Genomic DNA, 26,581 nt, shown 5'->3' with positions numbered 1-26,581 from the left:
ACACCTCGTCGTGCCGCGTTCATGCTATCGATTCAGCCTGGGAAGCCCCGGCGCTGAGCGACCCCGTTGTCATTTCGTGACCGAGTACACACCGAATACTCAGGCTCGGTCCTCGCATGGGTCCTGCGCGGATTCTGCGGAATTCGAGCGTGGATTGTTTCGCCACGCCCTTGGCTTGCAGCATCCCATTGATACCGTAGGACGGTGACTCCTTCCCCTGACGACCGCACCGACCAGGTGGACGATTCCGAGACCCCTCCCGACACGACGTCGGCGAAGCGCACGCCCCCAGTGAAGCAGACCTCGAAGCCGCGTACCACTACCAAAAAGGCTCCCGTCAAGAGCGCTCCTGCGGCGAAGAAGACGGCCACGAAGAAACCGCCGCGGGCGGCGGCCGAGAAGGCCGCTCCGACCGGCGAGGTCGTGATCGAGCCGGCAGCGAAGATGGTGATCGACCCGCAGGCTGCGGGGGTTTCCGCACGTACCGCGACCTCGGCGCGCACGGCGGCGGCGAAGAACACCGCCGCTCGGTCGTCGGCCGCACGAGCCACCAAGCCCGCGACGACCGCAGCTGCTCGGGCCGCATCCGCGCGTGGCGGAGCCCCGACGGCCGCCGCCGGAACGGCGAAGACGCCCGCGGCGAGGAACACGGCGGCGAAGACGGCCGCAGCGAAGTCGGCGGCGGCGAAGTCCGCGGCCGCGAAATCGACGGCCCGCACCGCGACCGCGCGCTCGACGGCGGCGAAGACGGCCGCGGCGAAGACGGCCGCAGCGAAGGCAGCGGCGGCGAAGGAAGCGGCGGCGAAGGCTGCTGAAGAGAAGGCTGCGGGGGAGAACGCGGCCGCTGAGCGCGCCACCGAAGCGCCCGCGTCGGTCGAGCCGACGCTCGTCCGCGAAGAGGCGCTCACTGTGACGGATGAGACTTCCGCGCCATCCGCCCCTGTCGTCGAGCCGGACACGGCGGAGAACGCCGAGGCGGCGGATACTTCGTCGCCCGACCCTGTCGACACGGTGGAACCAGAGCCGGCAGCTTCTCAGCCGGCCGTCGATGAGCCGGTCAAGGACGAGCCCGACGTCGCCGAACCTGTCGCCGACGACCAGGTTCTCGACGACCCGGCCGTCGAAGAGCCCACCGACGATTCCCGCACGCCCGATGAAGATTCCGATGCCGTGGCGGATGGCGACGACGCGGCATCCGACGCCGTCGGCGAGATCGAGGCCACCCCGTCCACCGAGGCGATCCGCATCCGGGGTCTGGTCAAGCAGTTCGGTGACAACCGAGCTGTCGACGGGATCGACCTGACTGTCCCCGCCGGCTCGTTCTACGGGATCGTCGGCCCGAACGGCGCAGGCAAGACCACGACGCTCTCGATCGTCGCCGGGCTTCTGCGCCCCGACGAGGGCACGGTCGTGATCTGCGGGGTCGATCAGGCCGAGAAGCCACTCGCGGCCAAGCGGGTGATGGGCGTGCTTCCTGATCGCCTGCGGACGTTCGATCGGCTCACCGGCCGACAACTGCTGTACTACTACGGATTGCTGCGCGGTCTCGCCGCCGACGTGATCGAGAAGCGCGCAGCAGACCTTGCCCGTGCGTTCGATCTCGGCGACGCGCTCAGTCGTGTCGTCTCCGACTACTCGGCGGGCATGACGAAGAAGATCATGCTCGCGGGTGCGATGATTCATTCGCCGCGCGTCCTGGTGCTCGACGAGCCGTTCGAGTCCGTGGACCCGGTCTCATCGGCCGTCATCCTCGACATCCTGCGCGCGTACGTCTCGCACGGTGGAACCGTCATCCTCTCCAGCCACGGGATGGATCTCGTCGAGCGGGTCTGCTCGCGCGTCGCGATCATCGTCGGCGGTGAGGTGCTGGCCGAAGGCACCATCGAAGAGGTGCGCGCGGGGCAGACGCTCGAGGCGCGTTTCGTCGAGCTCGCAGGTTCCAGCGGTGAGGTGGAGGGGCTCGAGTGGCTGCACACGTTCTCCGACTGAGGTTCGCCCTGCTGGTCGGATCGCTGCGCGGCGAACGTCGAGTGCGCACACTCGTCACGTTCGCTGCGGTCATCGCCGTCACGGTCGTCGTGTGTCTGGCGGTGCTGAGCCTCGCGGAGGCGCCGGTCGCCGTCGCGCGAGCCGTCATCGTGCTCGGCGGTGCTGCACTGCTCGTCGGCTTCCTGGTGGGACCGATCCTCGTGGGCGCGGTCGATCAGCTCGACCCACGGCGCTTCGCGGTGTTCGGGGTCGATGAGCGTCGGATGCCCTGGGTGCTCACCCTCGCCGCGTTCGTCAGCGTGCCGAGCCTGGCTCTTCTCGCTGTGTACATCAGCGTCTGCGTGGTCGCCATCCGGCTGGGAGCACCGTGGCCGCTCGCCGTGCTGATGACGATCGTCGGTGTCACGACCACCCTGCTCACCGCCCGCATCGGGTTGGCCATCAACGCGCTGCTGCTTCCCGAGCGCCGCTCGCGGGAGCTCACCGCGCTCTTCGCTCTCGCCCTCATCGTGATCGCCTTCCCGGTCGCCGTCTTCTTCGCCTCGCTGCGTTGGGACGGTCAGGTGCCGGAGTCGCTGGCTGCGCTCACCACGACCGTCGGCTTCACGCCCCTCGCGGCTGCACCGGGCTTCCTCTTCATCGTGGCGGCCGATGCCACCGCCAGCGCGTGGACCAGTGGGATCGTCGCCGTGCTGACCGTCGCTCTGCTGTGGCTGCTGTGGGCCTGGCTCGTACGGCGTCTGCTGACGACCACCGAGCGTCCCGTCGCGGCGCGCGAGCGCACCGGGCTGGGCTGGTTCGGGTTGCTGCCCTCGAACGCGTTCGGCGCGATCGCGGCGCGGAGTCTCGTGTACTGGCTGCGTGACCGCCGATACATCATGAACATCATCGTGGTGCCGGTCGCCGGTGTGCTCACGGTGCTGCCGCTCATCGTCGCCGGGGTGCCGCTCGAGATCGCCGCGCTGGTTCCCGTGCCGGTGATGGCGCTGTTCTTCGGCTGGCTGCCGCACAACGACGTGGCCTACGACTCGACAGCGTTGTGGACACACGTCGCGAGCGGCATCCGTGGGCTTCCCGACCGGCTCGGACGACTCGTGCCGGTCATGCTCGTGTCGATCCCGGTGCTGGCGATCGCCGTTCCCCTCACGATGTTCGTGATCGGGGACTGGCGTCTGCTGATGCCGCTGACCGGCGTCGCCGCGAGCCTGCTGTTCTCGGCGCTGGGCATCTCCAGCATCGTGTCGGTGGTGGCGCCCTATGCGGTGTCCCGTCCCGGGGACAGTCCGTTCCAGCAGCCGCAGCGTCCGGCATCGCGCGGAACGTACGGGCCCGCCGCCGCGTTCCTCGGAGCCATCGTGCTGAGCATCCCCACCATCTGGCTGTTCGGGGCGTCGATGATCGAGGGCTCCTCCTACGCGCCCGCCGCGTTCTGGGCAGGACTCAGCACGGGACTCGTCGTCCTGGTGCTCGGTGCGGTCATCGGAGGCCGCATCTTCGAGCGCAGCGGAGAGCGCCTGATGGAGTTCGTCGAGACCGCCTGACGACCGCCCGCAGGCGCACCGACGCGGCTAGACTCACGGAATGAGTACTCCGCTGGACAGCCCCGATCAGGGCGGCGTGGCAACGCTTGATCGCGAACTGGAAGAGCTCCTCCGCGAGGAGAATCTCGAACCGGGCGACCATGAGCGTTTCTCGCATTACGTGAAGAAGGACAAGATCCTCGAGTCCGCGATCACCGGCAAGCCGGTGCGCGCACTGTGCGGCAAGAAGTGGACCCCGGGCCGCGACCCGGAGAAGTTCCCCATCTGCCCCACGTGCAAGGAGATCTACGAATCGATGGTCGGCTGACCCTTCGTCTCGCTGCGCTCGCTCAGGGACCGCGTGGGGGCGCTGCGCTCGCTCAGGACCGCGTGGGGGCGCTGCGCTCGCTCAGGGACCGGGTCAGCTCGCCTCGACGTAGACCGTCGGGATCGCCGGGTCCGACTTGCTGAGGGCAAGCGCCCGCACCGGCAGTTCCTCGCGCACGCGAAGGTGATGCGCGCGTGCGGATGCCGTTCCCGCTGCGCCCTCGTGTGCGGTGTCGATCTCGCCCGCCTCGACGAACGTCACCTGCAGGGGGCGGCCGTCCGGGTGCTCGCCAGCGGTGTCCAGCTCCTCGAACCCATCGGAGACCACGACCGTCTCAGCAGACGCGACCCCCTCTGTGAGGGTGCGGAACGCAGCCTTGCGTCCGCCGTATGACGCCTTGTCGGCCGAGGCCTTCGCGACACCGATCCAGGCGCCGGAGGAATCCTGGCGGGCGACGAGCTTGTAGACCATGCTGGCGGTCGGATATCCGGAGCCGGTCACGACCGAGGTGCCGACGCCGTACGCATCGACGGGAGATGCCGCGAGTGCGGCGATCGCGTACTCGTCGAGGTCGCTCGTGACAGTGATGCGCGTCTCGGTCGCTCCGAGCTCGTCGAGCTGCGCGCGTACCTCGCCGGCCACGATCGGCAGGTCGCCGGAGTCGAGGCGCACGCCGCCCAACCCGGTCCCGGCCACCCGGATCGCGGTCTCGACCCCCGTGCGGATGTCGTAGGTGTCGACGAGAAGCGTCGTCGATGTGCCCATGCTCTCGACCTGCGCGCGGAACGCGTCTTCCTCCGAGTCGTGCAACAGCGTCCAGGAGTGGGCGGCTGTGCCCATCGTGGGGATGCCCCAGCTGCGACCGGCCTCCAGGTTGCTGGTCGCTCCGAAGCCGGCGATGTAGGCGGCGCGCGCAGCGGCGACGGCTGAGCGCTCGGCGGCGCGACGCGAACCCATCTCGGCAAGCGGCCGCTCGCCGGCGGCGATGCTCATCCGTGAGGCCGCGGTCGCCACGGCCGAATCGTGGTTGAGCACGCTCAGCGCGAGAGTCTCCAGCACCACGGCGTCGGCGAACGTGCCCTCGACCGTCAGGATGGGCGAGCCGGGGAAGTACAGCTCGCCCTCGCGGTAACCGCTGATCGAGCCGGTGAAGCGGTAGTCCTCGAGGTATTTCAGAGTCTCGGCGTCGACGACCTTCTGATCGTGCAGGAAGCGCAGCTCCTCGTCGCCGAAGCGGAACTCGCGCAGCAGCTCGAGCAGCCGCCCTGTCCCCGCCACGACCCCGAAGCGACGGCCGCCGGACAGTCGCCGCGAGAACAGCTCGAAGACGCTCGGCCGGAAGGCCGTGCCATCGCGGAGAGAGGCGGCGAGCATCGTGAGCTCGTAACGATCGGTGAGCAGCGCCGTCGACGTGGTCATCCCGTCAGCATAGTGACGACATCTGCGCAATTGACTGAGCCCGCTCGAGGGCGTGCGCCGGTAGGCTGGGGAGTCATGAACGACGCGCCGATCGGAATCTTCGACTCCGGTGTCGGCGGGCTCACGGTGGCCAGGGCCATCCGCGCCCAGCTGCCACGCGAATCGTTCGTGTACATCGGCGACACGGCGCACTCTCCGTACGGCCCCAAGCCCATCGCCGACGTCCGCCGCTACTCGCTCGAGGTGCTCGACGCCCTGGTGGACCAGGGCGTGAAGATGCTCGTGATCGCCTGCAACACGGCATCCGCTGCCATGCTCCGCGATGCCCGGGAGCGCTACGACGTCCCGGTCGTCGAGGTCATCGGCCCTGCGGTGCGCCGCGCCGTGTCGTCGACGCGCAACGGCCGCGTCGGAGTCATCGGCACGGTCGGGACTATCGGATCGCGGGCGTATCAGGACATGCTCGAGGTGAATGAGCGCCTGCAGGTGTTCACGGCTGCGGCGCCGCGGTTCGTCGAGTTCGTCGAGGCCGGCATCACCGGCACCCCCGAGGTGCTCGCGGTCGCCGAGGAGTATCTGGCGCCCCTGCGAGAGGCCGACGTCGACACCCTCGTGCTCGGGTGCACCCACTATCCCTTCCTCCGGGGCGCGATCAGCTACGTCATGGGGGAGGGCGTCACCCTCGTCTCCAGCGACGACGAGACGGCCGGCGACGTCTACCGCCAGCTCGTCCGGGGTGACCTGCTGGCCCCGCCGGACGCGACCGCGACGTACGTGTACGAGGCGACCGGCGCATCCGCCGACGACTTCACCGCTCTGGCCAACCGGTTGATGGGTCGCGAGGTCCGCGACGTCCAGCTCGTGCAGACCGGCGTGATCGACCTTCCCGCTTCCGTCTCCGAATCGCGCTGAGTCGATTCGACCACCCCCACCGAAAGAAGCACATGACCGACATCGTCCGCGCCGACGGCCGCTCCACCGACCAGCTCCGCGAGATCACCATCGAGCGCGGTTGGAGTGCGCACGCCGAGGGGTCCGCACTGATCAGCTTCGGCGGCACCAAGGTGCTGTGCACGGCATCCTTCACCAACGGCGTCCCGCGCTGGCTGACCGGCAAGGGCAAGGGGTGGGTCACGGCGGAGTACTCGATGCTCCCGCGTGCGACCAACAGCCGCAACGACCGGGAGAGCGTCAAGGGCCGCATCGGCGGGCGCACCCACGAGATCTCGCGCCTGATCGGTCGCGCTCTGCGCGCGGTCGTCGACACCAAGGCGCTCGGAGAGAACACCATCGTCATCGACTGCGACGTGCTGCAGGCCGACGGCGGCACCCGCACTGCGGCGATCACCGGCGCCTACGTCGCGCTCGCGGACGCGATCGAGTGGGGCCGGGACAAGAAGTTCATCGGCAAGAACTCCACGCCGCTGCTCGACTCGGTCGCCGCCATCTCTGTCGGGATCATCGACGGCGAGCCCATGCTCGATCTGGCATATGTCGAAGACGTCAGGGCCGAGACCGACATGAACATCGTCGTCACCGGTCGCGGGTTGTTCGTGGAGGTGCAGGGCACAGCGGAAGGCGCCCCGTTCGACAAGCGCGAGCTGGATGCCCTGCTCGATCTCGGTGTCGCCGGGTGTTCCGATCTGAAGGATCACCAGCTCGCTGCACTGGCTGCCAAGACGGGCGAGTGACGATGAAGGTCGTCCTCGCAACGCACAACCCGCACAAGGTCGCGGAGTTCCAGCAGATCGTCGCGCAGACCAGACCCGACCTAGAGATCGTCGGCTACGACGGTCCCGAGCCGGTCGAGGACGGCGTCACATTCGCGGAGAATGCGCTCATCAAAGCGCGGGCTGCTGCCGCGCACACGGGGCTCTCTGCCCTGGCCGATGACTCGGGTATCTGCGTCGACGTGCTCGGCGGTTCCCCGGGTGTCTTCTCGGCTTACTGGGCCGGCCAGAAGAAGGATGCCGCGGCGAACCTCGAACTGCTCCTGGATCAGTTGCGCGACGTCGCCGATCCGCACCGTGGGGCGCACTTCGCCTCGACGATCGCGCTGGTGACAGCCGACGGAGTCGAGCATGTCGTCGAGGGGCGCTGGCCAGGGAGGCTCGCGCACGCGGCATCCGGCCTCGGCGGGTTCGGGTACGACCCGATCTTCGTGCCAGACGGCCAGCCTGCGGGGGTCGAGCGCAGCGTGGGGGAGTACACGGCGGATGAGAAGCAGGCGCAATCGCACCGGGCCCGCGCGTTCGCAGAACTCGTTCCCCTCCTCTCCGATCTCTGACCGAGATCGGAGTATCACTACACTTGACGTACTTCATCTGTAGTGATTAGTGTCGAGGGCATGCGAGAACTGACCTATTACATCGCCGTGACCCTCGACGGCTTCATCGCCGGCCCCGCGGACGAGGTCGATTTCTACCCCGTGAGCGAGGCCTTCGCCGAAACGCTCGGCACCGAACTCGCCGACCTGCAGCCCTACCACGTCCGTGTCGACCGCGCCGGTCGTGATGAGCCGGTCACGCAGTTCGACACGGTCGTGATGGGCCGCCGTACGTACGAGCCGGCGCTGCAGGTCGGTATCACCGATCCGTACGCTCACCTCCGGACCCTCGTCTTCACCACCACGCTCGACGATCCGCGGGAGCCGAACGTCGAGATCGTGCGCACGGATCCGGTGGCGCGCGTGCGAGAGCTCAAGGCGGAGGACGGACTCGGCATCTACCTCGCCGGAGGGGCCGGCCTTGCCGGCGCCCTCTTCGACGAGATCGATCGGCTCATCGTCAAGAAGTACCCGGTGATCGCCGGCGACGGGATCCCGATGGCTCGGCATCCGTTCTCGCCGACGCTGTTCGATCTCGAAGAGGCACGCACCTTCGACAACGGGTGCGTCGTGCTCACCTATGCGAGGTCCCGGCAGACCGGAGTATCGTCGCCGACGTGACCCGACTGACGGCCGACACCCATGTGCACAGCGAGTGGTCGTGGGACGCCGGCTCCTCCCCGGGGCGCTCGGCGCGATGGACCGGATCTGCGCCCGAGCGGTGCAGATCGGTCTGCCGGCCGTCGTCTTCACCGAGCACCTCGACCTCGAAACCGCCTGGCGGGTGGATGACGGGGACATCGGGGAGCACGCCCAGAAGTACGTGGGCACAGACGGACTGGTGCGGCTTCCGGCTTTCGATGTGGACGGATACCTCGAGGCGATCGACCGCATGCGACGGGCATACCGCGGTCTGCGCATCCTCACCGGCGTCGAATTCGGTCAGCCCCATCTGTGGGATGCCGTGGCGGCACCCGTGCTCGCGCGTGGCATCGACCGGGTCAATGGATCGCTGCACATGCTTCCGTGGGAGGGCGAGGACCGGACGGAGCCGACGACCCTCTACCGTCACCGCCCGGCATCCGAGGTGATGTGGGCGTATCTGGAGGAGATACCGCGGATGGTGGCGGGGTCGGACTCGTTCGCCGTGTTCACGCACATCGACTACGCCGTCCGTTCCTGGCCGTCCGCGACCGCTGGACCGTTCGATCCCGGCGCCTTCGAAGAGGGCTTCCGGTCGGCGATGCGCGCGATCGCGGGTTCAGGGCGCGCGCTGGAGATGAACACCCGTCAGCTGCGACCGTGGATTCCGCAGTGGTGGGCCGAGGAAGGCGGGCGGGCGATCTCGTTCGGCAGCGACGCCCATACGGCCGAGAGTCTGGCGGCGAACTTCCCGGAGGCCATGGCGATGGCGGAGCACTTCGGGTTCCGCGAAGGCGCGGATCCCGTGGACTTCTGGCGACGCTGACCGCTACTCGTGAGACTGGTTCTCGTTACCCTTCCCGACTAGGCCGAATCGCCCTCTCCGGGGCATCGGCCGGTCTAGCGTAGGGGGCATGCACGATCACGCACCCGCCGCCGGCGGCATCCGCTCGGCAAGCAGCAGACGCCTCCTGACGATCTCCCTCTCGCTGACCGCGACAGTGATGATCGTGCAGGTCATCGGAGCGATCTTCACCGGTTCGCTGGCGCTTCTCGCCGATGCGGCGCACATGTTCACGGATGCCTCGGCGCTGGTCATCGCTCTCATCGCCGCCTCCGTTGCCGCGCGACCTGCCGACGACCGCCGCACGTTCGGGTATCAGCGGGCCGAGGTCTTCGGGGCACTCATCAATGCGGTGATCCTCATCCTGCTGGCGGGCTGGGTCGCGTTCGAGGGAATCGGACGGCTCATCAACCCCGGTGACGTGGAGGTCGCGGGCGGTCTCATGCTCGTCGTCGCGGTCGTCGGCCTGATCGCCAATGCGATCTCGATGTGGCTGCTGAGCCGCGCGCAGCGCACCAGCATCAACGTACGCGGTGCCTATCTCGAGGTGATGGGCGATCTGATCGGATCGGCCGCCGTCATCGTCGCCGCGATCATCATCCTCGTGACCGGATGGATGCCCGCTGACGCGATCGCCTCCCTGTTCATCGCGGCGATGATCATCCCGCGGGCGATCGCGCTGCTGCGCGAGGTCTTCTCCGTGCTCGCCGAGTCGGCGCCGAAGGGCACCGCGGTCAGCGAGATCCGCACGCACCTGCTCGGCTACGACGGAGTGACCGGGGTGCACGACGTGCACGTCTGGCAGCTCACCCGCGGAGCGCCGGTGTTCACCGCGCACGTCAGCGTCGATCCCGTGCTGCTCGCCGACGGCGGTGCCGCGAAGCTGCTCTCCGAGATGCAGTCCTGCCTCGCCGACCACTTCGACGTCGAGCACTCGACGTTCCAGCTGGAGCCGGCGGAACAGTCGGACTGCGAACCGCATCACGCCTGACGCAGCCACCCGCTGAGGGTCAGGGCTCGACGACGATCTCGTCCGGGGTCTTGTCGGGCCGCAATCCTCGCCAGCGCGCGTGGCGCAGCACCCCGTCGGGTGTCCAGTTCGCGAACTCGACCTCGCCGACCAGTTCGGGTCGCACCCAGAGCGCGTCGGATGCGTCGAGTGCGGGAACCCCGCTGAGCGGCGCGGACTTCACCCGCAGCGGTTCGAGCCGCGCGAGCAGGTCGCGCAGGATGCGGTCGGTGAAACCGGTGCCCACGCGGCCGACGTAACGCAGGCCCTCGTCGCTGCCGGTCGCCGGGTCGGGCACCGCGAGCAGCAGCGAGCCGAGGGTGCTCTCCCGGTCGCCCTTGCCCGGACGGATGCCGACGATCACGGCTTCCTGCATGCGCGTGTGCTTGAGCTTGAGCCACGACGGGGAGCGGAGACCAGGGCGGTAGCGCGACCCCGGGTCTTTCACGACGACGCCCTCGAGCCCGAACTGCTCGCTCGCGGCGAGGGCGGCGTCGACATCGTCGAACACGGGCGGGATCTGCACGGGCGCGTCGAGGTCGGCGATGAGGTCTTCGAGGAGCGTGCGGCGGTCGCGCAGCGGCATCGCGGTCAGGTCGTGCCCGTCGAGGCGGAGCAGATCGAACAGCATGTACACGATCGGGGTGCGCACGACCTCGCGCTCGATCTCGCGCGGTCGCGTGAGGTGCATGCGGTTCTGCAGCAGCGAGAAGCTCGGCCGTCCTGTCGCGTCGAACGCGACGATCTCCCCGTCGACCACGGCATCCGATACGGGGAGGAACGGTGCACCGTCGGCGGTGAGCTCGGGGTACCGCGCCGTGATGTCGGTTCCGCGGCGCGCATGTAGCCGCATCCGTCCGTCCGCCCACGTGCCCATGGCGCGGATGCCGTCCCATTTGACCTCCACCCACGACGGATCGCTGAGGGTGCGGGCGAGGGCGGGCACGCCGTTCTCCGCGAGCATCGGGGCAAGAGTCGCGATGGTGGCACCGGATGCCGGTGCGGGAGCACTCCGGGGATGGCGGGAGCTCTGGCGTGGGGGAGCCGCAGGAGCGGCGGCGGGCGCGGCCGCCACCGACGCCATCGATCCGGGCCGGAGTTGAGCCAGCGGATCGATGCCGGCCGCGGCGCGCGCGAGCACCTCGTCGAGGTCGAGCTGGGCGAGATCGGGGTCGTCGAGCTCGTCCCATGTGCGAGGGGCGGCCACCCAGGGCTGCGCTCGACCGCGCAACGAGTACGGCGAGATGGTCGTCTTCTTGCCGTTGTTCTGACTCCAGTCGAGGAACACCTTGCCGCCGCGCACGGCCTTCGACATGACGCTGGTGGCGAGATCGGGATGGTCGTTCTCGATGAGCCGCGCCAGTTCCTTCACGACGGCGGAGATCTCGCTGCTGGTCTGCTCGCCGGGAAGCGGTGCGTAGAGGTGGATGCCCTTGCTGCCGCTCGTGACGGGAAGAGGATCGAGACCCATGTCCGAGAGGATGCGGCGGGCGATGCGCGCGACCTCGGCGCACTGGGCGAGCCCGACTCCCGGCCCGGGGTCGAGGTCGAGCACCAGCCGATCGGGATGCCCCGGGAGTCCCTCGGAACTGAACCGCCACTGCGGCACGTGCAGTTCAATGGCTGCGACCTGGGCGAGCCACACCAGCGTCGGCACGTCTTCGACGAGGGGATATGCCTTCGCGCCGTCGGAGTGCTGGATCTCCTGGCGGGGGATCCACTCCGGCGCGCCGGGTTCGAGCTGCTTGGTGAAGAACGCGTCGGCCGGAGCATCCGCCGTTCCGACGCCTTCGACCCACCGCTTTCGGGTGACAGGGCGGCCGTCGAGGAGGGGGAGCAGCAGCGGGGCGATCGCGGAATAGTAGGCGATGACCTCGCCCTTTGTGGTGCCCGTGTCGGGGTAGACGACCTTGTCGAGGTTCGTCACGCGCAGGCGGCGGCCGTCGACCTGCACGACCTGCGCTTCTCCGACCATGGAGTCAGCGTAGCCAAGGGCGCGGGCCGTCGAGGGAGGGACGCGTCAAGGGGCTGGCAGTGACGGGTGTGGCTGGTGTTCACTGGTCACATGAGGACGATCTGGAAGGGCGCGCTGACGTTCGGGCTCGTGAACGTGCCGGTGAAGGTGTATTCGGCGACAGAAGACCACGACGTGCCGCTGCATCAGGTGCACGAGAAGGACGGTGGTCGCATCCGCTACCAGCGCACGTGCGAGGTGTGCGGAGAGACGGTCGCCTACGCCGACATCGACCGCGCCTACGTCGAGGAGGGTCAGACGGTCGTCCTGACGAAGGACGATCTCGCCGCCCTGCCCTCCGAGAAGAGTCGCGAGATCGACGTCGTCGAGTTCGTGCCGTCGGATCAGGTCGATCTCCTCACCCTCGACAAGCCGTACTACCTCGAGCCGGACTCGAAGTCGCCGAAGGCGTACGTGCTGCTGCGCAAGACGCTCGAGCAGACGGAGCGCACCGCGATCGTCCGGTTCACGCTGCGCCAGAAGACGCGTCTCGCGGCGCTCCGTGTGCGCGGCAAGGTGCTCGTGCTGCAGACGCTGCTCTGGGCCGACGAGGTGCGCGAGGCCGAATTCCCCGCCCTCGACGAGGATGTGCGGATCTCGAAGAAGGAACTCGAGATGTCGGCATCCCTCGTGGACAGTTACTCGACCGACTTCGATCCCGAAGGCTTCGTCGACGAGTACCAGAAAGAACTGCGCACGCTCATCGACGCGAAGATCGAGGCCGGTGAGGGCTTCGAGATCACCGATGCCTTCGGCGAAGCGGATGCCGACGCCAAGGGCGGCGAGGTCATCGACCTCATGGAGGCGCTGCGCGAGAGCGTCGCCCGGTCGAAGGAGAAGCGCGCGAGCGAGAAGCCGACCACGGCGAAGAAGCCGGCCAAGAAGACCGGCTGAGCGTTCCGCCGGTGTCCTTGCGGGCGAGCCTCAGTGCTTGCCGTCGCCGTCCAGGTCAGGAGCGCGCTCGAACACCTCGGGGTCGAGGGCGAGCTCCTCGGCTTCGACGGCATCCGTGACGATGTCTTCGCCGGCGAGACGTGCCTTCTTGGCCTTGTGGCGCTCGGCGAAGTAGTGCCAGAGGGTGACGAGCGCGGTGCCGCCGACGGCGATCAGCAGGATGACGTCGATGTAGTCGACGACGAGGTCGCGCACCCACGGGATGAACGCGATGAGGTAGCCGACCATGGTGAGCCCGAAGCCCCACAGCATCGCGCCGATCAGGTTGTACAGCGAATACTTGCGCCACGGCATGTGGCCGACACCGGCGGCGACCGGCGCGAAGGTGCGCACGATCGGAACGAAGCGGGCGAGGATCACCGTGATGCCGCCGAAACGCTCGAAGAACGCGTTCGTCCGTTCGACGTTCTTCTTGCTGAAGAGGCCGGACTCCTTGCGCTCGAAGATCGCAGGTCCGCCCTTGTGGCCGATGACGTAGCCGACCTCACCACCCACGAAGGCCGAGAGCGCGATGAGCAGGGACACCACCCAGATGTTCACGCCGAACACGTTGCTGGTGTGCGTGAGCAGTCCCGCGATGATCAGCAGCGTGTCGCCCGGGAGCAGGAACCCGACGAGCAGTCCCGTCTCGGCGAAGACGATGAAGCACACCACGAGGAGCGCCCAGGGCCCTGCCGCGCCGATGATGGCCTGCGGGTCGAGCCAGGGGATGAGGGCGGTGGGGGCGTGCAGCATGGATTCGAGCACAGGGATTCCCGTCGGTCGTTATTGGTCGGCGGTGTAGCGGTGAGGATGCCGGACAGCAGCTCTCGTGCGGAAGGTGGGACTTGAACCCACACGCCCTAGGGCACAGGAACCTAAATCCTGCGTGTCTGCCAATTTCACCACTCCCGCGCGGTGGAATCAGTCTACCGATGGCACAAACCGAGATTCTGGGGATCAGCCCGCAGTTCCGGTGACACGGTCGGAGGTCCTCCGCGCATGCGAAGAGGCCGCCTCCCGCGCAGATGCGGAAGACGACCTCGGGTGTCGTGTCAGGAGAGGGAACCGGGGATGACCGGCTCTGCCGGGTTCGGGGCCAGCGGCTCCTGGGGGTTCGGGGCCGGCGGTTCCTGCGGAGTCGGCGTCAGCGGCTCGTTGGGAGGCGTGGGTACGGGGAAGGTCATGACTGTTCCTTTCGCTGATGTGGTGGTCAGTTCCGGGCAGTCCATCACCGCAGGTCGGCGCCGTCAGCACCCTTGCGCTTCGTGGAGCGATGTGCGGTGTCCACCCTGTGGATAACTTTCGAGGCGCCTGCGTGATTCTTGCGAGGATGCCGGGGTGAGTCATCCGTCTGCCCTCGTCGCCGAACGCGTGCGGTCGCGTCTGCGGGCGGAGGGGATCGATCCGTCGGTCGATCCGGATGCTGCGCGGCGCATCGCCCATGCCGAGGTCCGGCGTCACGACGACTACGCGCTGGCGCGCGGCGAGGCGCTCATCGACGACGAGGTGGCGTGCGTGCGCGATGTGCTCGCCGCGGTCAGCGGCCTCGGCGTCCTCCAGCCATTCCTCGATGATCGGGAGATCGAGGAGATCTGGGTGAACGGCGACGGTCGCGTGCATGTCGCACGAGCCGGTGCGTCGGAGCGCACCTCTCTGCGCCTCTCGGACGCGACGGTGCGCGATCTGGTGGAACGGATGCTGCAGGCCACCGGCCGCCGGGTCGACATCAGTCAGCCGTTCGTCGATGCGTCGCTCCCGGATGGCTCCCGGCTGCACGTGGCGATCGCCGATGTCGTGCGCGGGTCGTGGGCAGTCAACATCCGCAAGTTCCTTCCGCGCTATCGCACCCTCGAGGCGTTGACTGCACAGGGCGCGATGCCGTCGCACGTGGGGGAGATGCTCCGTGAAGCGATGAGAGATGGGCGGAGCGTGATCGTGTCGGGGGCGACTCACGCCGGCAAGACGACCCTGCTGGGTGCGCTGCTCGCCGCCTGCGCCGAGTCGCAGCGCATCATCACGGTCGAGGAGACATTCGAGCTCGCCGTCGAGGGGCCGGATCTGGTCGCTCTGCAGGGGCGGCAGGCCGGGCTGGAGGGAACGGGCGAGATCACGTTGCGTCGTCTGGTGAAAGAGGCGCTGCGGATGCGGCCCGATCGACTCGTCGTCGGCGAGGTGCGCGACGCCGAGGCGCTTGACCTCGTGCTCGCCTTGAACACGGGCGTGCCCGTCATCGCAAAAGATACATTCACATTGCCTACAGAAGTTGACCGCGCATCGGCCCGAAGCGCTTGAGGTATCCACCCCTGGGAAGCGACGGCGGCGCTTGCGCGGGCCGAGCGTCCGCCACGACAGAAGCTATCGGACGTCCCCCGCTACTCTCCGGCGGTGCGGTAGCGTCGAAACTACGCTTACTAGGAGGCTCAATGACGGACCAGCCGCGCGACGTCTTTGTCAACAGGTTGGCATCTCGCGAAGTCCGGGCGGAGAACGAGATTCAAGCCGACGTATACGGGCTGTTGACGGTGGGAGGCCTCGACCTAACGACCGAGCAAGTTGCCCGCACTGAGGTCGGGACGGGAGACGGTACCCGCCGACGCATCGATGTCGCGATCGGTCACGTCACCATCGAGGTCAAGCGCGATTTGCGAACCGCGGGAATCCTGGCTGACGCGGAAACTCAGCTCGCCGGGTACGTCCGGAACCGAATCGAGGTCACTGGCGCGGACTGTGCGGGAATCATCACGGACGGCACTGAATGGAACCTCTACCGTTTGCAGGGCGATGTACTTGAGCGCACTGCAATTCTCACGCTGACCGGAACGGCAGCAGACACTGACCGACTGGTCGCATGGCTTGAGGCGATTCTCGCGACTCAATCGCAAGTCGACCCAACTCCCGAGGAAATAGTCCGCCGCCTCGGAGCGGACTCGCCCGCCCATCTCTACGACTACTCAACATTGCGCGCGCTCTACGCCACAGCGGGCGCGAGCTCGGAGGTCGCGCTGAAGCGTGAGCTCTGGGGCAAGTTGCTCCGCACTGCGCTGGGTAGCAACTTCGAGGACAGTGAGCGCCTCTTCCTCAATCACACCTTGCTTGTCCTTTCTGCGGAGATAATCGCTCACGCGGCGATCGGATTCGACGTCAGCGAGTCGGGCGGACTGACACCAAATTCGCTCGTGACGGGCACTGAGTTCGCCAACAGGCAACTCTTTGGCGTGGTCGAGGCAGACTTTTTCGACTGGGTGCTTGAGGTCGAGGGGGGCGAGGCTTTCGTCCGGACGCTGGCGAAACGTATAGCGCAATTCCGTTGGATTGACGTTCGGCACGATGTTCTGAAGGTGCTCTATGAGTCGGTCATCGAGTCTTCCGAGCGGCAGCGCCTCGGGGAGTACTACACGCCGGACTGGCTTGCTGCCGCCATGGTGGAGCACGTCATCACGGACCCGCTCGCTCAAAAAGTGCTCGATCCGTCGTGCGGGTCGGGGACGTTTCTCTTCCACGCCGTTCGCTCCTATCTGGCCGCAGCGGAAGCAGCGGGCACTCCGATCGGTGAATCTGTGCAGGGGCTCGTCAGTCACGTATTTGGACTCGATATCCATCCCGTGGCGGTGTCGCTCGGGCGTGTCACGTATCTGCTCGCGATAGGCGCTGACCGCCTCAACGATGATTCCCGGGGCCCAATCGCAATTCCTGTGTATCTCGGCGACGCGCTTCAATGGGAGCAGCGGCTGGATATCTTCGCCCACGAGGACAACATCTCAGTGAGCACGGCGGGCAGTGACCTGCCGACGGGGCCCGAGGTAACTCTGTTCGAGGATGACCTGGTGTTCCCGCGTTCTATAGTGAGCGACGCGAGCAACTTCGACATTCTCCTAGGGGAGATGGCGAACCGCGCGAAGGACATGAGTGATCGGTCGGATCGAGCGCTCATGGCGCCGTTGCTACGGCAGTTTGCCATCCCCGAGGTCGCGCATGAGACTCTCATGGCGACGTTCCACGCGTTGAGGTCGCTTCACGCCCGAGGCCGCGACCACATTTGGGCGTACTACGTGCGCAACCTCGTGCGCCCAGTGTGGTTGTCGGATGCCGCCAATCAGGTCGATGTCTTGATCGGGAACCCGCCTTGGCTTGCTTACTCAAAGATGAGTCCCGCCATGCAGCGGCGATATACAGCTATGTTGCGCGATTATGGCCTCGTCTCGGGCGCTCTCGGCGCCTCGGGCAGGGATCTAGCGACCCTGTTCGTTGTGCGTGCGGCCGACATGTACCTGCGGCCTGAAGGACGTATGGCGTTCGTCATGCCACATGGCGTTCTTACGCGTCAGCCCCACTCGCGCTTCCGTGCGGGCGTATGGAACGGGCGCACGTCCGAACTCTCGGCGAAGTTTGAAACACCATGGGATCTTGCCGCAGCGCGAACGGGCTTCCCGATGACGTCGTGCGTGGTCTTCGCCGAGAAGACTCAATCAGTTTCACCGCTGACCGCTGAGGTCGAACTCTGGCGGACGACGGGCCGCGAGTCGAATGTCGACTGGGAGACTATGCAGAGCCGCCTGTCGCGCTCTGCCGGAACGGTTGGCGTGACCAGCCAGAACACGCCAACTCAGTGGTCACCCTATCGATCGAGATTCAGACAGGGCGCGATTCTCGCGCCTCGGGTGCTCATGATGGTGAACGAAGCGAACAGTGGACCGTTGGGACCGGGCGCGGGACGGGCTTTTGTCGAATCACGTCGGACCAATCAGGAGGATCGACTTTGGCGCGATGTCCCCGGGCTGGCCGGAGTGGTGGAGCGTTCGTTCATTCGGCGCATTGCCCTCGGCGAAACGACGTTGCCTTTCCGCCAGCTTGAGCCGCTAAAGGCTGTCCTCCCGATTGAGCCGTCGGGGCGCCGACTGTTCAGCGAAGCGGACATCTTGAACCATCCGGCCCTCGCGCAGTGGTGGACAGCTGCAGAGGCATCGTTCGCTCAGAACAGAACCGGGGCAGCTGACGAGTCCCTGCTAGATCGAATCGATTTCCATGGCCAGCTCTCGGCGCAGCTTCCTGCACCGACGCAACGGGTTGTGTACACGAAAGCGGGATCGACCCTCAACGCCAGCCGGATCGAATCTAGCGTCATCATCGACCACAAGCTTTACTGGGCGCCTGCCGCGAACGAGGACGAGGCGTTCTACTTGATGGCGATCCTGAACTCAAAGGCAGTTCTTGACCGCGTTCGACCGTTTCAGGCAGTTGGGCTGTTCGGCCCACGAGACTTCGACAAGAACGTGTTTCGGGCTCTCATCGCTCCGTACGACGCGGGCAACGCTACGCACGCCGAGCTTGCCGGATGCGGTCGCAGCGCGGAAGCTCTCGCCGCAGAGTTGGAGCTTCCGGAAGGAGTGACATTCCAGCGGAAACGACTAGCAGTGCGCCAGGCCCTTATCGACGACGGTTTGGCAGCGCAGATCGAGGCCGCAGTATTGGCTGCAGTGCCAGAGGCACGCGTCTGAGTCGCCTAGGGCAATCAGGTCGTCATCTGCCGGATCGTGAGGCGCTGGCTGCGGCTTGCGAACCTGCGCATCGCCATGATCGACCTGGCTGACGAGTACACCGACTGGGATGGCCTCGACACATCGCTGGAGGCGGAGCGTGCCCTGGGGGCGTCGCTTGCTCGTCAGGCCATGGGGGCCGCGCAGCCCGGCGACAGCGTCGAGCAGCGACTCGAGACTCTGAACCGCTCATGACCTGGACTCAAGGGGCTCAGCCAGAACGTTCGACGCTTCCGCGCTGTGGGGTATGACAAGACGGCGCTCTCCAAGTTGGAATCGCACGCAAGAGACCTCATCAGGCAGATCCATGAACGTCACGGGTGGGAACTGCCGCCTGCCTCGAACCCCCGCCTTAAGCCCTTGGACTAGTGTCCTGGCGGCGCTGCTTCATCTTGGAGCGGCACCAGTCAAGAAGACGTCTACCCCGGCGGCAGAACCTTCCGCGCCTTATCGATGAGTTCGAGAAGCTGCGCCAACGTCGTGACTGACGTCTTGTCGTCCGTCGAATCCTTGCCACCCGTAGACGTCGTTTCAGCGTAAGTGTTGCCGAAAGCCTTACCCACCAATTCGATAAAGGCATCGTCCACCTTGGGCTTCTCGGAAACGTTCGCAAGGAACGGACCGATCGCGCGTAGCTCTAGTTCCATCCGCTTGATGGCGTTGGCGTTGTTGATCAAGCGGCTTCCAAGTCTGATCGCCACGGTTGCCGCGGAGCCGGCCAAGATGCCTATAGCTGCCCGGGTAATGATCGCGGTCCAGTCCACGGTGCCGTCGTCGGACTTGGTGCCATCGAAGATCAACAAGATGAGCGGCACTGTCGCGACGAGCAGGAGGGCAAAGCCGAGAAGGTAGAAGCGGTTTCCGACACGACGCCCCCAGTCCGCTTCCGACTCGAACTGCGACGCAACTTCGTCAGCAGCGATCGCGCTAACTAGTTTCGTGTACTTCTCTTTGGCGCCGATCAACTCCGCGTACTCTGCCTCAGCGGCATCTAGACGCTTGGCGGCGCTATCCCTCAGCGGTTGGAAGTCCTCGTTGAAGGCGGCTTCGCGAGCGCTGCGCCACTCTTTATAGGCCGCGGAGTTCTTCTCGTCGAGGGCCTCGACTGCCGACTCAGCTTCAGCCACTGCGACCGTGAGCTCGCTCTTCTGCTCTTCGATGGTTGCTTGCAATGATTCGAGCTTGGCCTGGGCCTCCAGCAGTTCCGCGCTAACTGCGTCGCGCTTCGACTCAACTCGCGCGTCGTAATCAGTCATCTCGTTCCGCAGCTTCTCGTGCTCAGTGTTGAGTGCGTCGATACTGATGCGCTGGGCTTCGAGCAACTGCTCGAAGAGAGTGTTCATCTGGTTGACCTCGCCGCCCCTGCCATAGGGACGTGGCCACGCGGCCATTTGCAGCAGGCCGGCTTCCGCTTGATCCGCAGCCTGCTGAAGATAGTTCGCGTAGTCAATCCCGCTGCCGACACGAGTTGACAACGAGTTCTCGACAGATTCCCAAACCGTCTGCACTGGCGCGAGCATCTGTGGATGGAAGAAGGCTGCCCGTGTCGAGGCGACGACGTCGAAGCTACGCACATACGCCATCTGCGCCTTGATGCGTTCGATGAACGGCATTTCAGCAGGCTGATGCTCGTCGACGATCGCGGTGAGCTGATCGTCGATCCTGTCGAGTACACCCCACAGTGCGTGACTGTCGAAATCTGACCGCAGCATCCTTGCCTCCCGGCAGCCATGCTATAGGCCGTCACCGAAGTCACTTCGACGGCGCGCCTTCGACGGGGCCGCCGCCCGCCGCCCGGGATGAGCGCCTGCATGAGTGCGCCTGAAGGGCCCCTTCGGGCTGCCGGCTCATGTTAGAACGTCTACACGCCTAGGTCGGCGTCCGCGGCCCACTCCTCGAACGCGCTTATCTTGAGCCACAAGCCCCCGGAGATCCCGTCCAGGCGGGATACAAGTTCCGCCTGAGCCTCATAGTCGAGCTCAGCGTCGAATACGTCCTCGACGGCTTCGGCCGAGGTTTGCCCCTCCACGGGCCACGTGTAGTCGTACTCCTCGTGATCCCATGTGAGGTAGTCGGCCGGGTTGGCGTACTCGCGCAGGAAACGGTCGACATCGCGATCTTGATCGTTGCCGAGGGCAACCCAGGCGTCGCGCCAAAACTCCGTCCCCTGGGGGCTTAGGAGCGGCACGTCGGGAGCAGGGTTGCGGAAGAGTTCCTTGTCTTCGCCACGTGGAAGGATCAGGAATTGAACGTCGGCGAGGGCGAAGCGCACTCCGCCTGGCACCCGCCACTCGCGCTCCCACGTGAAGTCGTACTCCGGTCTAACATCGTCGATGAACGGTGTCAGCTTCCACAACCCGTTCGTCCGGTCCCTATCGTTCCTGTAAAGCGGCCGGAAGGTGTCGAACAGGATCGTCCGCTGAGGCTCTTCGGCGTACCAGACACGCGCCCCGCCAAGCCCTTGGATGAAGTCTCGGCGAAAACCGATGCCGTAGTGCCCACGCCGCGAGGCGATGCGTTCGATCTGGTCCACGGGGACCTCGCTCAGACACGCCGACATCCGCAGGTGAGCAGTCGACGTGTCATTGCGACCCCAGCCGAACTGGTTGCGCGCATCGACATGCCCCGCTTCGAGGATGCTCAGCAGCGCGGGGCGCTTGGTGAAGTGGACCAGATAGTCGGACATGTCTCGCCACTTGGGGTCTCCACGAAAGCCAAGCATGTCTTCGGGTATTCGCATGTGCCAGCTACCTCCTTCTGCGTCGACGTACTGTGGCGAGCGTATCTACGATTCAGATCTCGGCACCCTTGGCCCTGCTTCCGACCGCAGACTAGAGGCTCGAACCCAGGAGATGGTGAAGTTGCGGCTGCAGTGCCGCTTTGGTTCGTGTGAACGGTCCACCAGCAAGTGCATGCGACGGTCTTGAACCGTGGCACGCCCTACCCGCCTCGTCGGCTTGACGCCGGTCTGTATGACTTCTGGTGGCAGCGTCACCGACGCGGGGAGGGATCCACCCGAAGTCTCAGGCTGTCGATCGCCGTGTTTGTCAGCCCAGGTGAGGTGAAAGACGATGGCGGCGAATGTCTGTAGGGCGAATGGGGGACAGCGCCGCGATCGACGGAGCGCCAGGCGCAGCATTTTCGACTCGATCCATCACCCGGAAGTAGATGACAATCGAAGCGAAGTCATCAACGATGAGCTTGGCTAAACGCAGACGACAACGCGGGCTGAGAGCAGCGTTACCGGGGGACACGAGGGCCTCCTGTGCGTGACGTGGTTCCTAGACAGCTCCACTCTCGCGACGGGGCTTTCACCCGTCAACAGCTCGCACCCGATTCACTCACCAACGTCCCTGGACATTACAACCGGTCCTCGAAGTATCGCGCGGCGTCTTTGGCGGCGTCCGTGACATCGAAAGCCGTCACGCCCGCTCGTTCAAGTGCAGCTAGAGCTTCTGCGGACACATCGAGCCAGGACGTTGACCTGTACACGAACGGGGAGGACCGAATCGGCGCGTCCTCGTCCTTGTTGTCGGGAAGTAGGAGCGAGTATCCGGGGAACCGCTCGCCACGTTTGGGCTGCACCTCCAACGGGAGAAGCTGGAACCCACCGAAGCCGGCTTCTTGGATCGCGCTCACGAATCGCTCTGACACGAAGCTGAACCCTCCAGCACCGTCCCACAGCATGTCGCCGTAGGTCCCCGTGTTGGTGATCTTGATCCAGGTCGGTGGGAGCGAGGTGAGATCTCCCGAGCGCAGGACGTCGCCGACGTCACGGCCATCAGGGAGGATGTTCCAGGCTTCCTGTTGTCCCGCCCAGGAGAGGAGGCCCCAGGCCTGCTTAGATCCCCATCGGCCCCGAATGACGGACCGACCCTCATAGTTGAGGCTCCGCATGATCGCCTCTTCAGATTTCAACATCTTGGCGGGTACTTTCTCATCACGGCCGCTCGTTCGATCAGAATCGCCGACTTCGACGCGGTCGGATGGTCTTTGATCCAGGCGCCCCACATGGTGTTGACGGCGAGGGCTTTGCTTCGGTGGTCGCTCACTTCCCACCATACGAGGTACTTGGGGTGGTGAATCGAATCGGAGCCTGTGAATCCTCGACCGGCGAAGTACGTACTGAACTTCTGGGGGAGGGTGTGGTGGACATCACACCTCGTCCCGGGGTTCTTCTTCGTATAGATGATCATGTTGTGGCGCTTGTTCGCATCGGTCCACGAACGGTACTTCGCCACGGTGCCGATCCCCGAGATGGCTTTAGCAGCTGCCGCAGCCATTGTTGAAGCGACGACCTCTTTGAGGACGATGCGCCCCACGAAGAGTAGGACAGGGATGACCCAGACCGGGTCGGCGACCACGGGGTAGGTGTACTGGCGGCCGATGTGGTCCACGTACTGGTACACGTTACCGCCCTCGACCTCGTACCAGGTGGGGACCTCAGTCCCCTCGGCATCGAATGCCCAGGGGGAGGAGAGAACGCTACTGGCATTGCCATCTGCGTCCAGGACAATGACCCCACCGGTCTCCTCGTCGAGTGTGATCGAACCCCCAGGAGGCACTTCGGGTGAGAAGGTGAACAGCGGGTCGACGTCCCACGAGTCGATCGTAATCAGCGTTCGGGTGGCCGCGGCCTCGAAGCTCAGCGATGACGTGTCAAGCTCTTGGACGATGAGGTCCGCTCCATCGTTCTCCGACGCGACTATGACATCGCCAGTTGCGGAGACGGACGCAGCAGCACCGTCCGCTGCCGGGATCGCCATATTGAGTGTTCCGCGATCAGTCGAGACCGAGATCGGCTCCTCGAGCGAGATGGGCACCGTCACACCGAGATTCGACTCCGAGCCTGGCTCGATCGGAAGCGTTGCAGCGTCAGCCAGAACGATTTCGGAGATGAACTCCGCAGCGTCCTGGGATGGTACCTCCGCGACCGTCGTCCCTTCCGATTCCGAGAGCGCATCCGCTGATGCAGCAGACGTCGAGATAGCAAGTGTTGACGCGAGTGCAAGCGTCACCGCCCCTGCAATCACTCGTTGTGTCCGGTGGTACTGAACTTTCATGATCCCCCGATAGCTTCGTGATGCTTACATCGCCCGAGTGGACGAACCCACAACATACTGACGGATCGAGGGGGCCGTCTGTAGGACTTTTGTCGCAGTGCCCCGGACGAAAGTCAAGGCAAAGTGAGCGATCGTTGTGTCGTTCTCGCTCGCCTCATCCGCCCCCCGACATCAACGACAGAACAGTCACAACCTGCCGACGCCCGGTTGGGGCGAAGTCCGAGGTTCAGCCGAAATCAGGCGCGATCATCCCATCCCCGGACGACTTGAGGAGGTTCGCCAGTCGCGTCGCACATAACGAACCTCTCACCGTTGTCACTCGTGCGGTGACGTTGCCTGCGCGCGTGGGGCCAGCGCTGAACGTTCGCAGCCACTCATCGACCGCCGTTGTTATCGCCCTTGATTCCCGAAGGTGCGGAACCGAAATCGACTGCGAACAGTCGCGCGGCCTTCGACTGACATCACGGATTGCGCCGCGCTCACTTCAGCTGGTCGGCGTCAGGAGCCTGCCGCTGTGCCGCTGATGCAGGCAGAGACATCGAGGCCGTAGAACACCCGCGGCGCCCCGTCGATCACGACATCGACCATCCCTCCCGAGATGGTGAGGGTGGACTGCTGCCCGATCGAGTCGCGCTGGAACACCGTGCCACCGGATGCCGGCAGCGAGAGGTGCGTCTTCGTGGGCCACGGATCGACCCAGACCTCGGGCGCGGCGAAGTGCCAGTCGGCAGGATCGTGGTCGGTGTTGAGGAGGTAGCCGTCGGCGCGGCTCCACAGCACCGCGGCCTGGCCGTGAGGCGTGTCGAAGAGCATGCCCTTCGAGTGCGCGTCGCCGAAGTCGAGCCAGCCGAGGAACGTCGCTCCGTCGAGAGTGGTGGCGGCGTTCGCGTAAGCGAGGAGCGACGGCTTCGCGCTCAGGTCGCGGTTCATCAGCCCGTAGTGGTACTCGCCGTTCATCGGGTCCGCCACCTGGGGGTTCCCCAGCACGCTGTCGTGGAACTGGTACCAGCAGACGTTGCGGATGCCCTCGGCCTTCGCGAGCGCGAGCGTGAGGAACACGTTCTCGGCCGCATGCCGGTACGTGTCGTTCCACCAGCCGTTCGGCCGGGTGCACGCATACGCCTCGGTGAGCCAGATCTCCTTCTCGCCGTGCACGTCCATCAGGGCCTTCAACTGCTTCAGGCCGCCGTAGAAATTCCAGTACGTGCCGTTGCTCGACTCCTCCCAGTCGTCCCCGTCCGGGACGTAGTCGGGCGTGAAGTTGCCGCGCCCCGGGTGGTACGCGAAAGCATCGATGAGATCCCATCCGCCGCCGGCGATGAAGTTCTCGACCCACGGCTTGTCCATCCCCGCGAGGCCGTTGTTCATGATCTTGATCGTCGACCCCGTCGCCGCCACCCTGTCGACCACAGGACGCAGCGCCTTGTCGATGTAGGACTGCGCGGCGAGTCCTGTGTTGAACGGTCGGTTGAGCTCGTTGCCGACCTCGAAGTAGTCCGCTCCGGCGGCGATGGCCGTCGCGACATTGGCGGTCGCCCACTCGGCCGCGACCGTGTCGGTGACCTCCAGCGCAGGCTGCAGCTCGATGTTGTGGAGCATGCCCCTGGCATCGAAATCCGCCGGCGGAAGTCCGGGACCCCCGGCGTAGGAGATGCGCACCCGACTCACACCGACCCGCTGCCACAGATCGAGGACGGCGGTCGCGGACGGCCGGAGGAGCCAGGGGTAGTTCGCCATGCCGAACATGCTCGCAGCGCTCGGATCGAGAGTACGCGGGGGGAGTGCGGCGAGAGTCGTGCGGGCGAAAGCGGCGTCGGTACCGGCGCTCGCCGTCACCTCCGCCAGTGCGATTCCCTGCGCCGGGATGACGAGGCTGAACGTGTGCTCGGCCGTTCCGCCGGCGGCGACGGGCACGATCACCGTGCTGGCGGCGAGTTGCGCGCCGTTGAAGTCGCGCACCCACCACGACAGCTCCACGTTCTTCGCCGCGTCGCCGCCATTGGCGACGAGGGCCGTCAGAGACGCGGTCTGCCCTCCCTGCCAGATGTTGAAGGCCTGACCGGTGCGCAGTTCGATCCCGAGCTCGTCGCCCCGACCGATCGTCGCCGTCGCCGACGGGCGGGTCTCGCTGAAGAAGAAGTCGGTCTCGCTGAGGTATCCACCGCCGGGCAGCGCGGTGCCGGGCGCGTGCACCCAGGTGGTGTTGGTCCACGCCTGACGAGAGCGCTCGAGGAGGAACATGCCGTGCAGCGCGCCCCAGGAGGAGACGTGGGCGATGCCCGCCGTCTGCTCGAACGGGATGCCGCCGCGATCGTCGCGCACCCACTCGGTGACAGCGACGAAGTCGTCGGGGGTCGTCGGGTTCAGGATCGCGCGGCTGAAGAGGAATCCGTCCGGGACGAGCGTCGCTGCGCCCTGCACCTCCCACTCGAGATGAGCGTGGGAGGTCGACACGGTGATCATGCCGACGACGGTCGTCGATCCCGCGGCGGTGTCGAACGTGTAATCCATCCGGATCGCGGGGGCGCCGGTGGCGTCCGTGACGAGGGTCGGTGTGCCCCCGGTGGAGACATGGATGCCGGTGAGGCGATCCTTGACCTGGAACCGCGAACCCTGGGTGCGGATCACGCCTGACGCGTCGCGGATCGCGATCCGACCGCCGACGCTCGCGAGCACGCTGATGCCGGTCGCCGACAGGGTGACATCGCCTGCGGCCGCGTGCGCGGTGACCGGACTCGCCTGCGCGACGAGGACGACGCCGGCGGCGATCGTGGCCTTGAGGAATCCCCGGCGGCTGATTCCGGGCGTATGGGGCACTGGTGTTGACGTCATCGTCACTCCTGCGGTGTGTGGGGGAGGGAACCTGATGATACGTATCAGCAGATTCGGGTTTTCCCATCCTGGGGAGCGTCTCCCGCGGTTGTCAAGAGAAGTTGCAAAGATTGCAGATACGTATT

General features: G+C 66.0%; 22 protein-coding genes and 1 tRNA gene. 13 read left to right on the top strand and 10 right to left on the bottom strand.

Features of this window, described 5'->3' with window-relative positions; genetic code table 11:
- Positions 1–204: 204 nt before the first annotated feature.
- From V5D55_RS18840 to V5D55_RS18830, 3 genes are read left to right on the top strand one after another with little or no spacing between them, the layout of a single operon-like run.
- Positions 205–1,989 carry an ATP-binding cassette domain-containing protein gene (locus tag V5D55_RS18840; protein WP_435746044.1) on the top strand — a complete coding sequence of 595 codons (1,785 nt, stop codon included), beginning with the start codon at positions 205–207 and terminating at the stop codon, positions 1,987–1,989.
- Positions 1,965–3,530, top strand: a complete 1,566-nt coding sequence (locus V5D55_RS18835) for a hypothetical protein (protein ID WP_435746042.1) — start codon at positions 1,965–1,967, stop codon at positions 3,528–3,530. Before V5D55_RS18840 ends, V5D55_RS18835 begins: the two co-directional genes overlap by 25 nt.
- Positions 3,531–3,570: 40 nt before the next feature.
- Positions 3,571–3,837 (top strand): DUF3039 domain-containing protein, encoded by a 267-nt coding sequence (locus V5D55_RS18830; protein ID WP_028503536.1) that lies wholly within the window; start codon positions 3,571–3,573, stop codon positions 3,835–3,837.
- 93 nt (positions 3,838–3,930) lie between these two features.
- Here the strand turns inward: V5D55_RS18830 and V5D55_RS18825 are convergent, their stop codons facing one another.
- The gene (locus V5D55_RS18825; RefSeq protein ID WP_435746038.1) at positions 3,931–5,256 is read right to left on the bottom strand and encodes a nicotinate phosphoribosyltransferase; all 1,326 of its coding nucleotides are present in this window, start codon (positions 5,254–5,256) and stop codon (positions 3,931–3,933) included.
- Between the two features lie 75 nt (positions 5,257–5,331).
- On the opposite strand from V5D55_RS18825, the gene murI reads away from it, so the two are divergent.
- The 6 genes from murI to V5D55_RS18795 all read left to right on the top strand — a co-directional run bounded on the left by murI (position 5,332) and on the right by V5D55_RS18795 (position 10,059).
- On the top strand, positions 5,332–6,168 hold the full coding sequence (gene murI / locus V5D55_RS18820; RefSeq protein ID WP_435746036.1) for a glutamate racemase: 837 nt from the start codon (positions 5,332–5,334) through the stop codon (positions 6,166–6,168).
- Positions 6,169–6,200: 32 nt separating this feature from the next.
- Positions 6,201–6,947: a ribonuclease PH gene (rph, locus tag V5D55_RS18815; RefSeq protein WP_435746033.1), complete on the top strand. Its 747-nt coding sequence runs from the start codon at positions 6,201–6,203 to the stop codon at positions 6,945–6,947.
- Between the two features lie 2 nt (positions 6,948–6,949).
- Positions 6,950–7,543: an RdgB/HAM1 family non-canonical purine NTP pyrophosphatase gene (gene rdgB, locus V5D55_RS18810; protein WP_435749344.1), complete on the top strand. Its 594-nt coding sequence runs from the start codon at positions 6,950–6,952 to the stop codon at positions 7,541–7,543.
- Between the two features lie 60 nt (positions 7,544–7,603).
- Entirely contained in the window at positions 7,604–8,203 is a 600-nt protein-coding gene (locus V5D55_RS18805) for a dihydrofolate reductase family protein (RefSeq protein WP_435746030.1), read from the top strand.
- A 40-nt stretch (positions 8,204–8,243) separates the two neighbouring features.
- Positions 8,244–9,050 carry a PHP domain-containing protein gene (locus tag V5D55_RS18800; protein WP_435746028.1) on the top strand — a complete coding sequence of 269 codons (807 nt, stop codon included), beginning with the start codon at positions 8,244–8,246 and terminating at the stop codon, positions 9,048–9,050.
- An 88-nt stretch (positions 9,051–9,138) separates the two neighbouring features.
- The gene (locus V5D55_RS18795; protein WP_435746026.1) at positions 9,139–10,059 is read left to right on the top strand and encodes a cation diffusion facilitator family transporter; all 921 of its coding nucleotides are present in this window, start codon (positions 9,139–9,141) and stop codon (positions 10,057–10,059) included.
- A gap of 19 nt (positions 10,060–10,078) precedes the next feature.
- Here the strand turns inward: V5D55_RS18795 and ligD are convergent, their stop codons facing one another.
- Complete coding sequence (gene ligD, locus V5D55_RS18790) at positions 10,079–12,052, bottom strand: non-homologous end-joining DNA ligase (protein ID WP_435746024.1); 1,974 nt, start codon at positions 12,050–12,052, stop codon at positions 10,079–10,081.
- A 90-nt stretch (positions 12,053–12,142) separates the two neighbouring features.
- Here ligD and V5D55_RS18785 point away from each other — a divergent pair, with 90 nt between their 5' ends.
- Positions 12,143–12,985, top strand: a complete 843-nt coding sequence (locus tag V5D55_RS18785; RefSeq protein WP_435746021.1) for a Ku protein — start codon at positions 12,143–12,145, stop codon at positions 12,983–12,985.
- Positions 12,986–13,015: 30 nt separating this feature from the next.
- Here the strand turns inward: V5D55_RS18785 and V5D55_RS18780 are convergent, their stop codons facing one another.
- The 3 genes from V5D55_RS18780 to V5D55_RS18770 all read right to left on the bottom strand — a co-directional run bounded on the left by V5D55_RS18780 (position 13,016) and on the right by V5D55_RS18770 (position 14,211).
- Positions 13,016–13,780: a DedA family protein gene (locus V5D55_RS18780; protein ID WP_435746019.1), complete on the bottom strand. Its 765-nt coding sequence runs from the start codon at positions 13,778–13,780 to the stop codon at positions 13,016–13,018.
- Positions 13,781–13,857: 77 nt separating this feature from the next.
- Positions 13,858–13,939, bottom strand: a tRNA-Leu gene (locus V5D55_RS18775).
- 140 nt (positions 13,940–14,079) lie between these two features.
- Positions 14,080–14,211, bottom strand: a complete 132-nt coding sequence (locus V5D55_RS18770; RefSeq protein WP_435746016.1) for a hypothetical protein — start codon at positions 14,209–14,211, stop codon at positions 14,080–14,082.
- A 154-nt stretch (positions 14,212–14,365) separates the two neighbouring features.
- On the opposite strand from V5D55_RS18770, the gene V5D55_RS18765 reads away from it, so the two are divergent.
- The 3 genes from V5D55_RS18765 (at position 14,366) to V5D55_RS18755 (ending at position 18,756) form a co-directional block, all read left to right on the top strand.
- Complete coding sequence (locus V5D55_RS18765) at positions 14,366–15,319, top strand: CpaF family protein (RefSeq protein ID WP_435746014.1); 954 nt, start codon at positions 14,366–14,368, stop codon at positions 15,317–15,319.
- A 131-nt stretch (positions 15,320–15,450) separates the two neighbouring features.
- Entirely contained in the window at positions 15,451–18,522 is a 3,072-nt protein-coding gene (locus tag V5D55_RS18760) for an N-6 DNA methylase (RefSeq protein ID WP_435746012.1), read from the top strand.
- A 75-nt stretch (positions 18,523–18,597) separates the two neighbouring features.
- Positions 18,598–18,756, top strand: a complete 159-nt coding sequence (locus tag V5D55_RS18755; protein WP_435746009.1) for a hypothetical protein — start codon at positions 18,598–18,600, stop codon at positions 18,754–18,756.
- A 224-nt stretch (positions 18,757–18,980) separates the two neighbouring features.
- Here V5D55_RS18755 and V5D55_RS18750 read toward each other — a convergent pair whose 3' ends face one another.
- The 5 genes from V5D55_RS18750 to V5D55_RS18730 all read right to left on the bottom strand — a co-directional run bounded on the left by V5D55_RS18750 (position 18,981) and on the right by V5D55_RS18730 (position 26,456).
- Positions 18,981–20,273: a hypothetical protein gene (locus V5D55_RS18750; protein WP_435746007.1), complete on the bottom strand. Its 1,293-nt coding sequence runs from the start codon at positions 20,271–20,273 to the stop codon at positions 18,981–18,983.
- 149 nt (positions 20,274–20,422) lie between these two features.
- On the bottom strand, positions 20,423–21,247 hold the full coding sequence (locus V5D55_RS18745) for a hypothetical protein (protein WP_435746005.1): 825 nt from the start codon (positions 21,245–21,247) through the stop codon (positions 20,423–20,425).
- A gap of 674 nt (positions 21,248–21,921) precedes the next feature.
- Positions 21,922–22,482, bottom strand: coding sequence for a hypothetical protein (locus V5D55_RS18740; RefSeq protein ID WP_435746002.1), 561 nt, complete (start codon positions 22,480–22,482; stop codon positions 21,922–21,924).
- Entirely contained in the window at positions 22,476–23,624 is a 1,149-nt protein-coding gene (locus V5D55_RS18735) for a hypothetical protein (protein ID WP_435745999.1), read from the bottom strand. The genes V5D55_RS18740 and V5D55_RS18735 overlap by 7 nt, the downstream gene beginning before the upstream one ends.
- A 498-nt stretch (positions 23,625–24,122) precedes the next feature.
- Positions 24,123–26,456: a hypothetical protein gene (locus V5D55_RS18730; RefSeq protein WP_435745997.1), complete on the bottom strand. Its 2,334-nt coding sequence runs from the start codon at positions 26,454–26,456 to the stop codon at positions 24,123–24,125.
- Positions 26,457–26,581: the final 125 nt, after the last annotated feature.

Origin of the sequence: Microbacterium sp. PMB16, from assembly GCF_051294855.1 — a bacterium.
Classification (GTDB): domain Bacteria; phylum Actinomycetota; class Actinomycetes; order Actinomycetales; family Microbacteriaceae; genus Microbacterium.
Note: the sequence above shows the minus strand (reverse complement) of the source record. Positions and strands in the feature narration are given on the sequence as shown.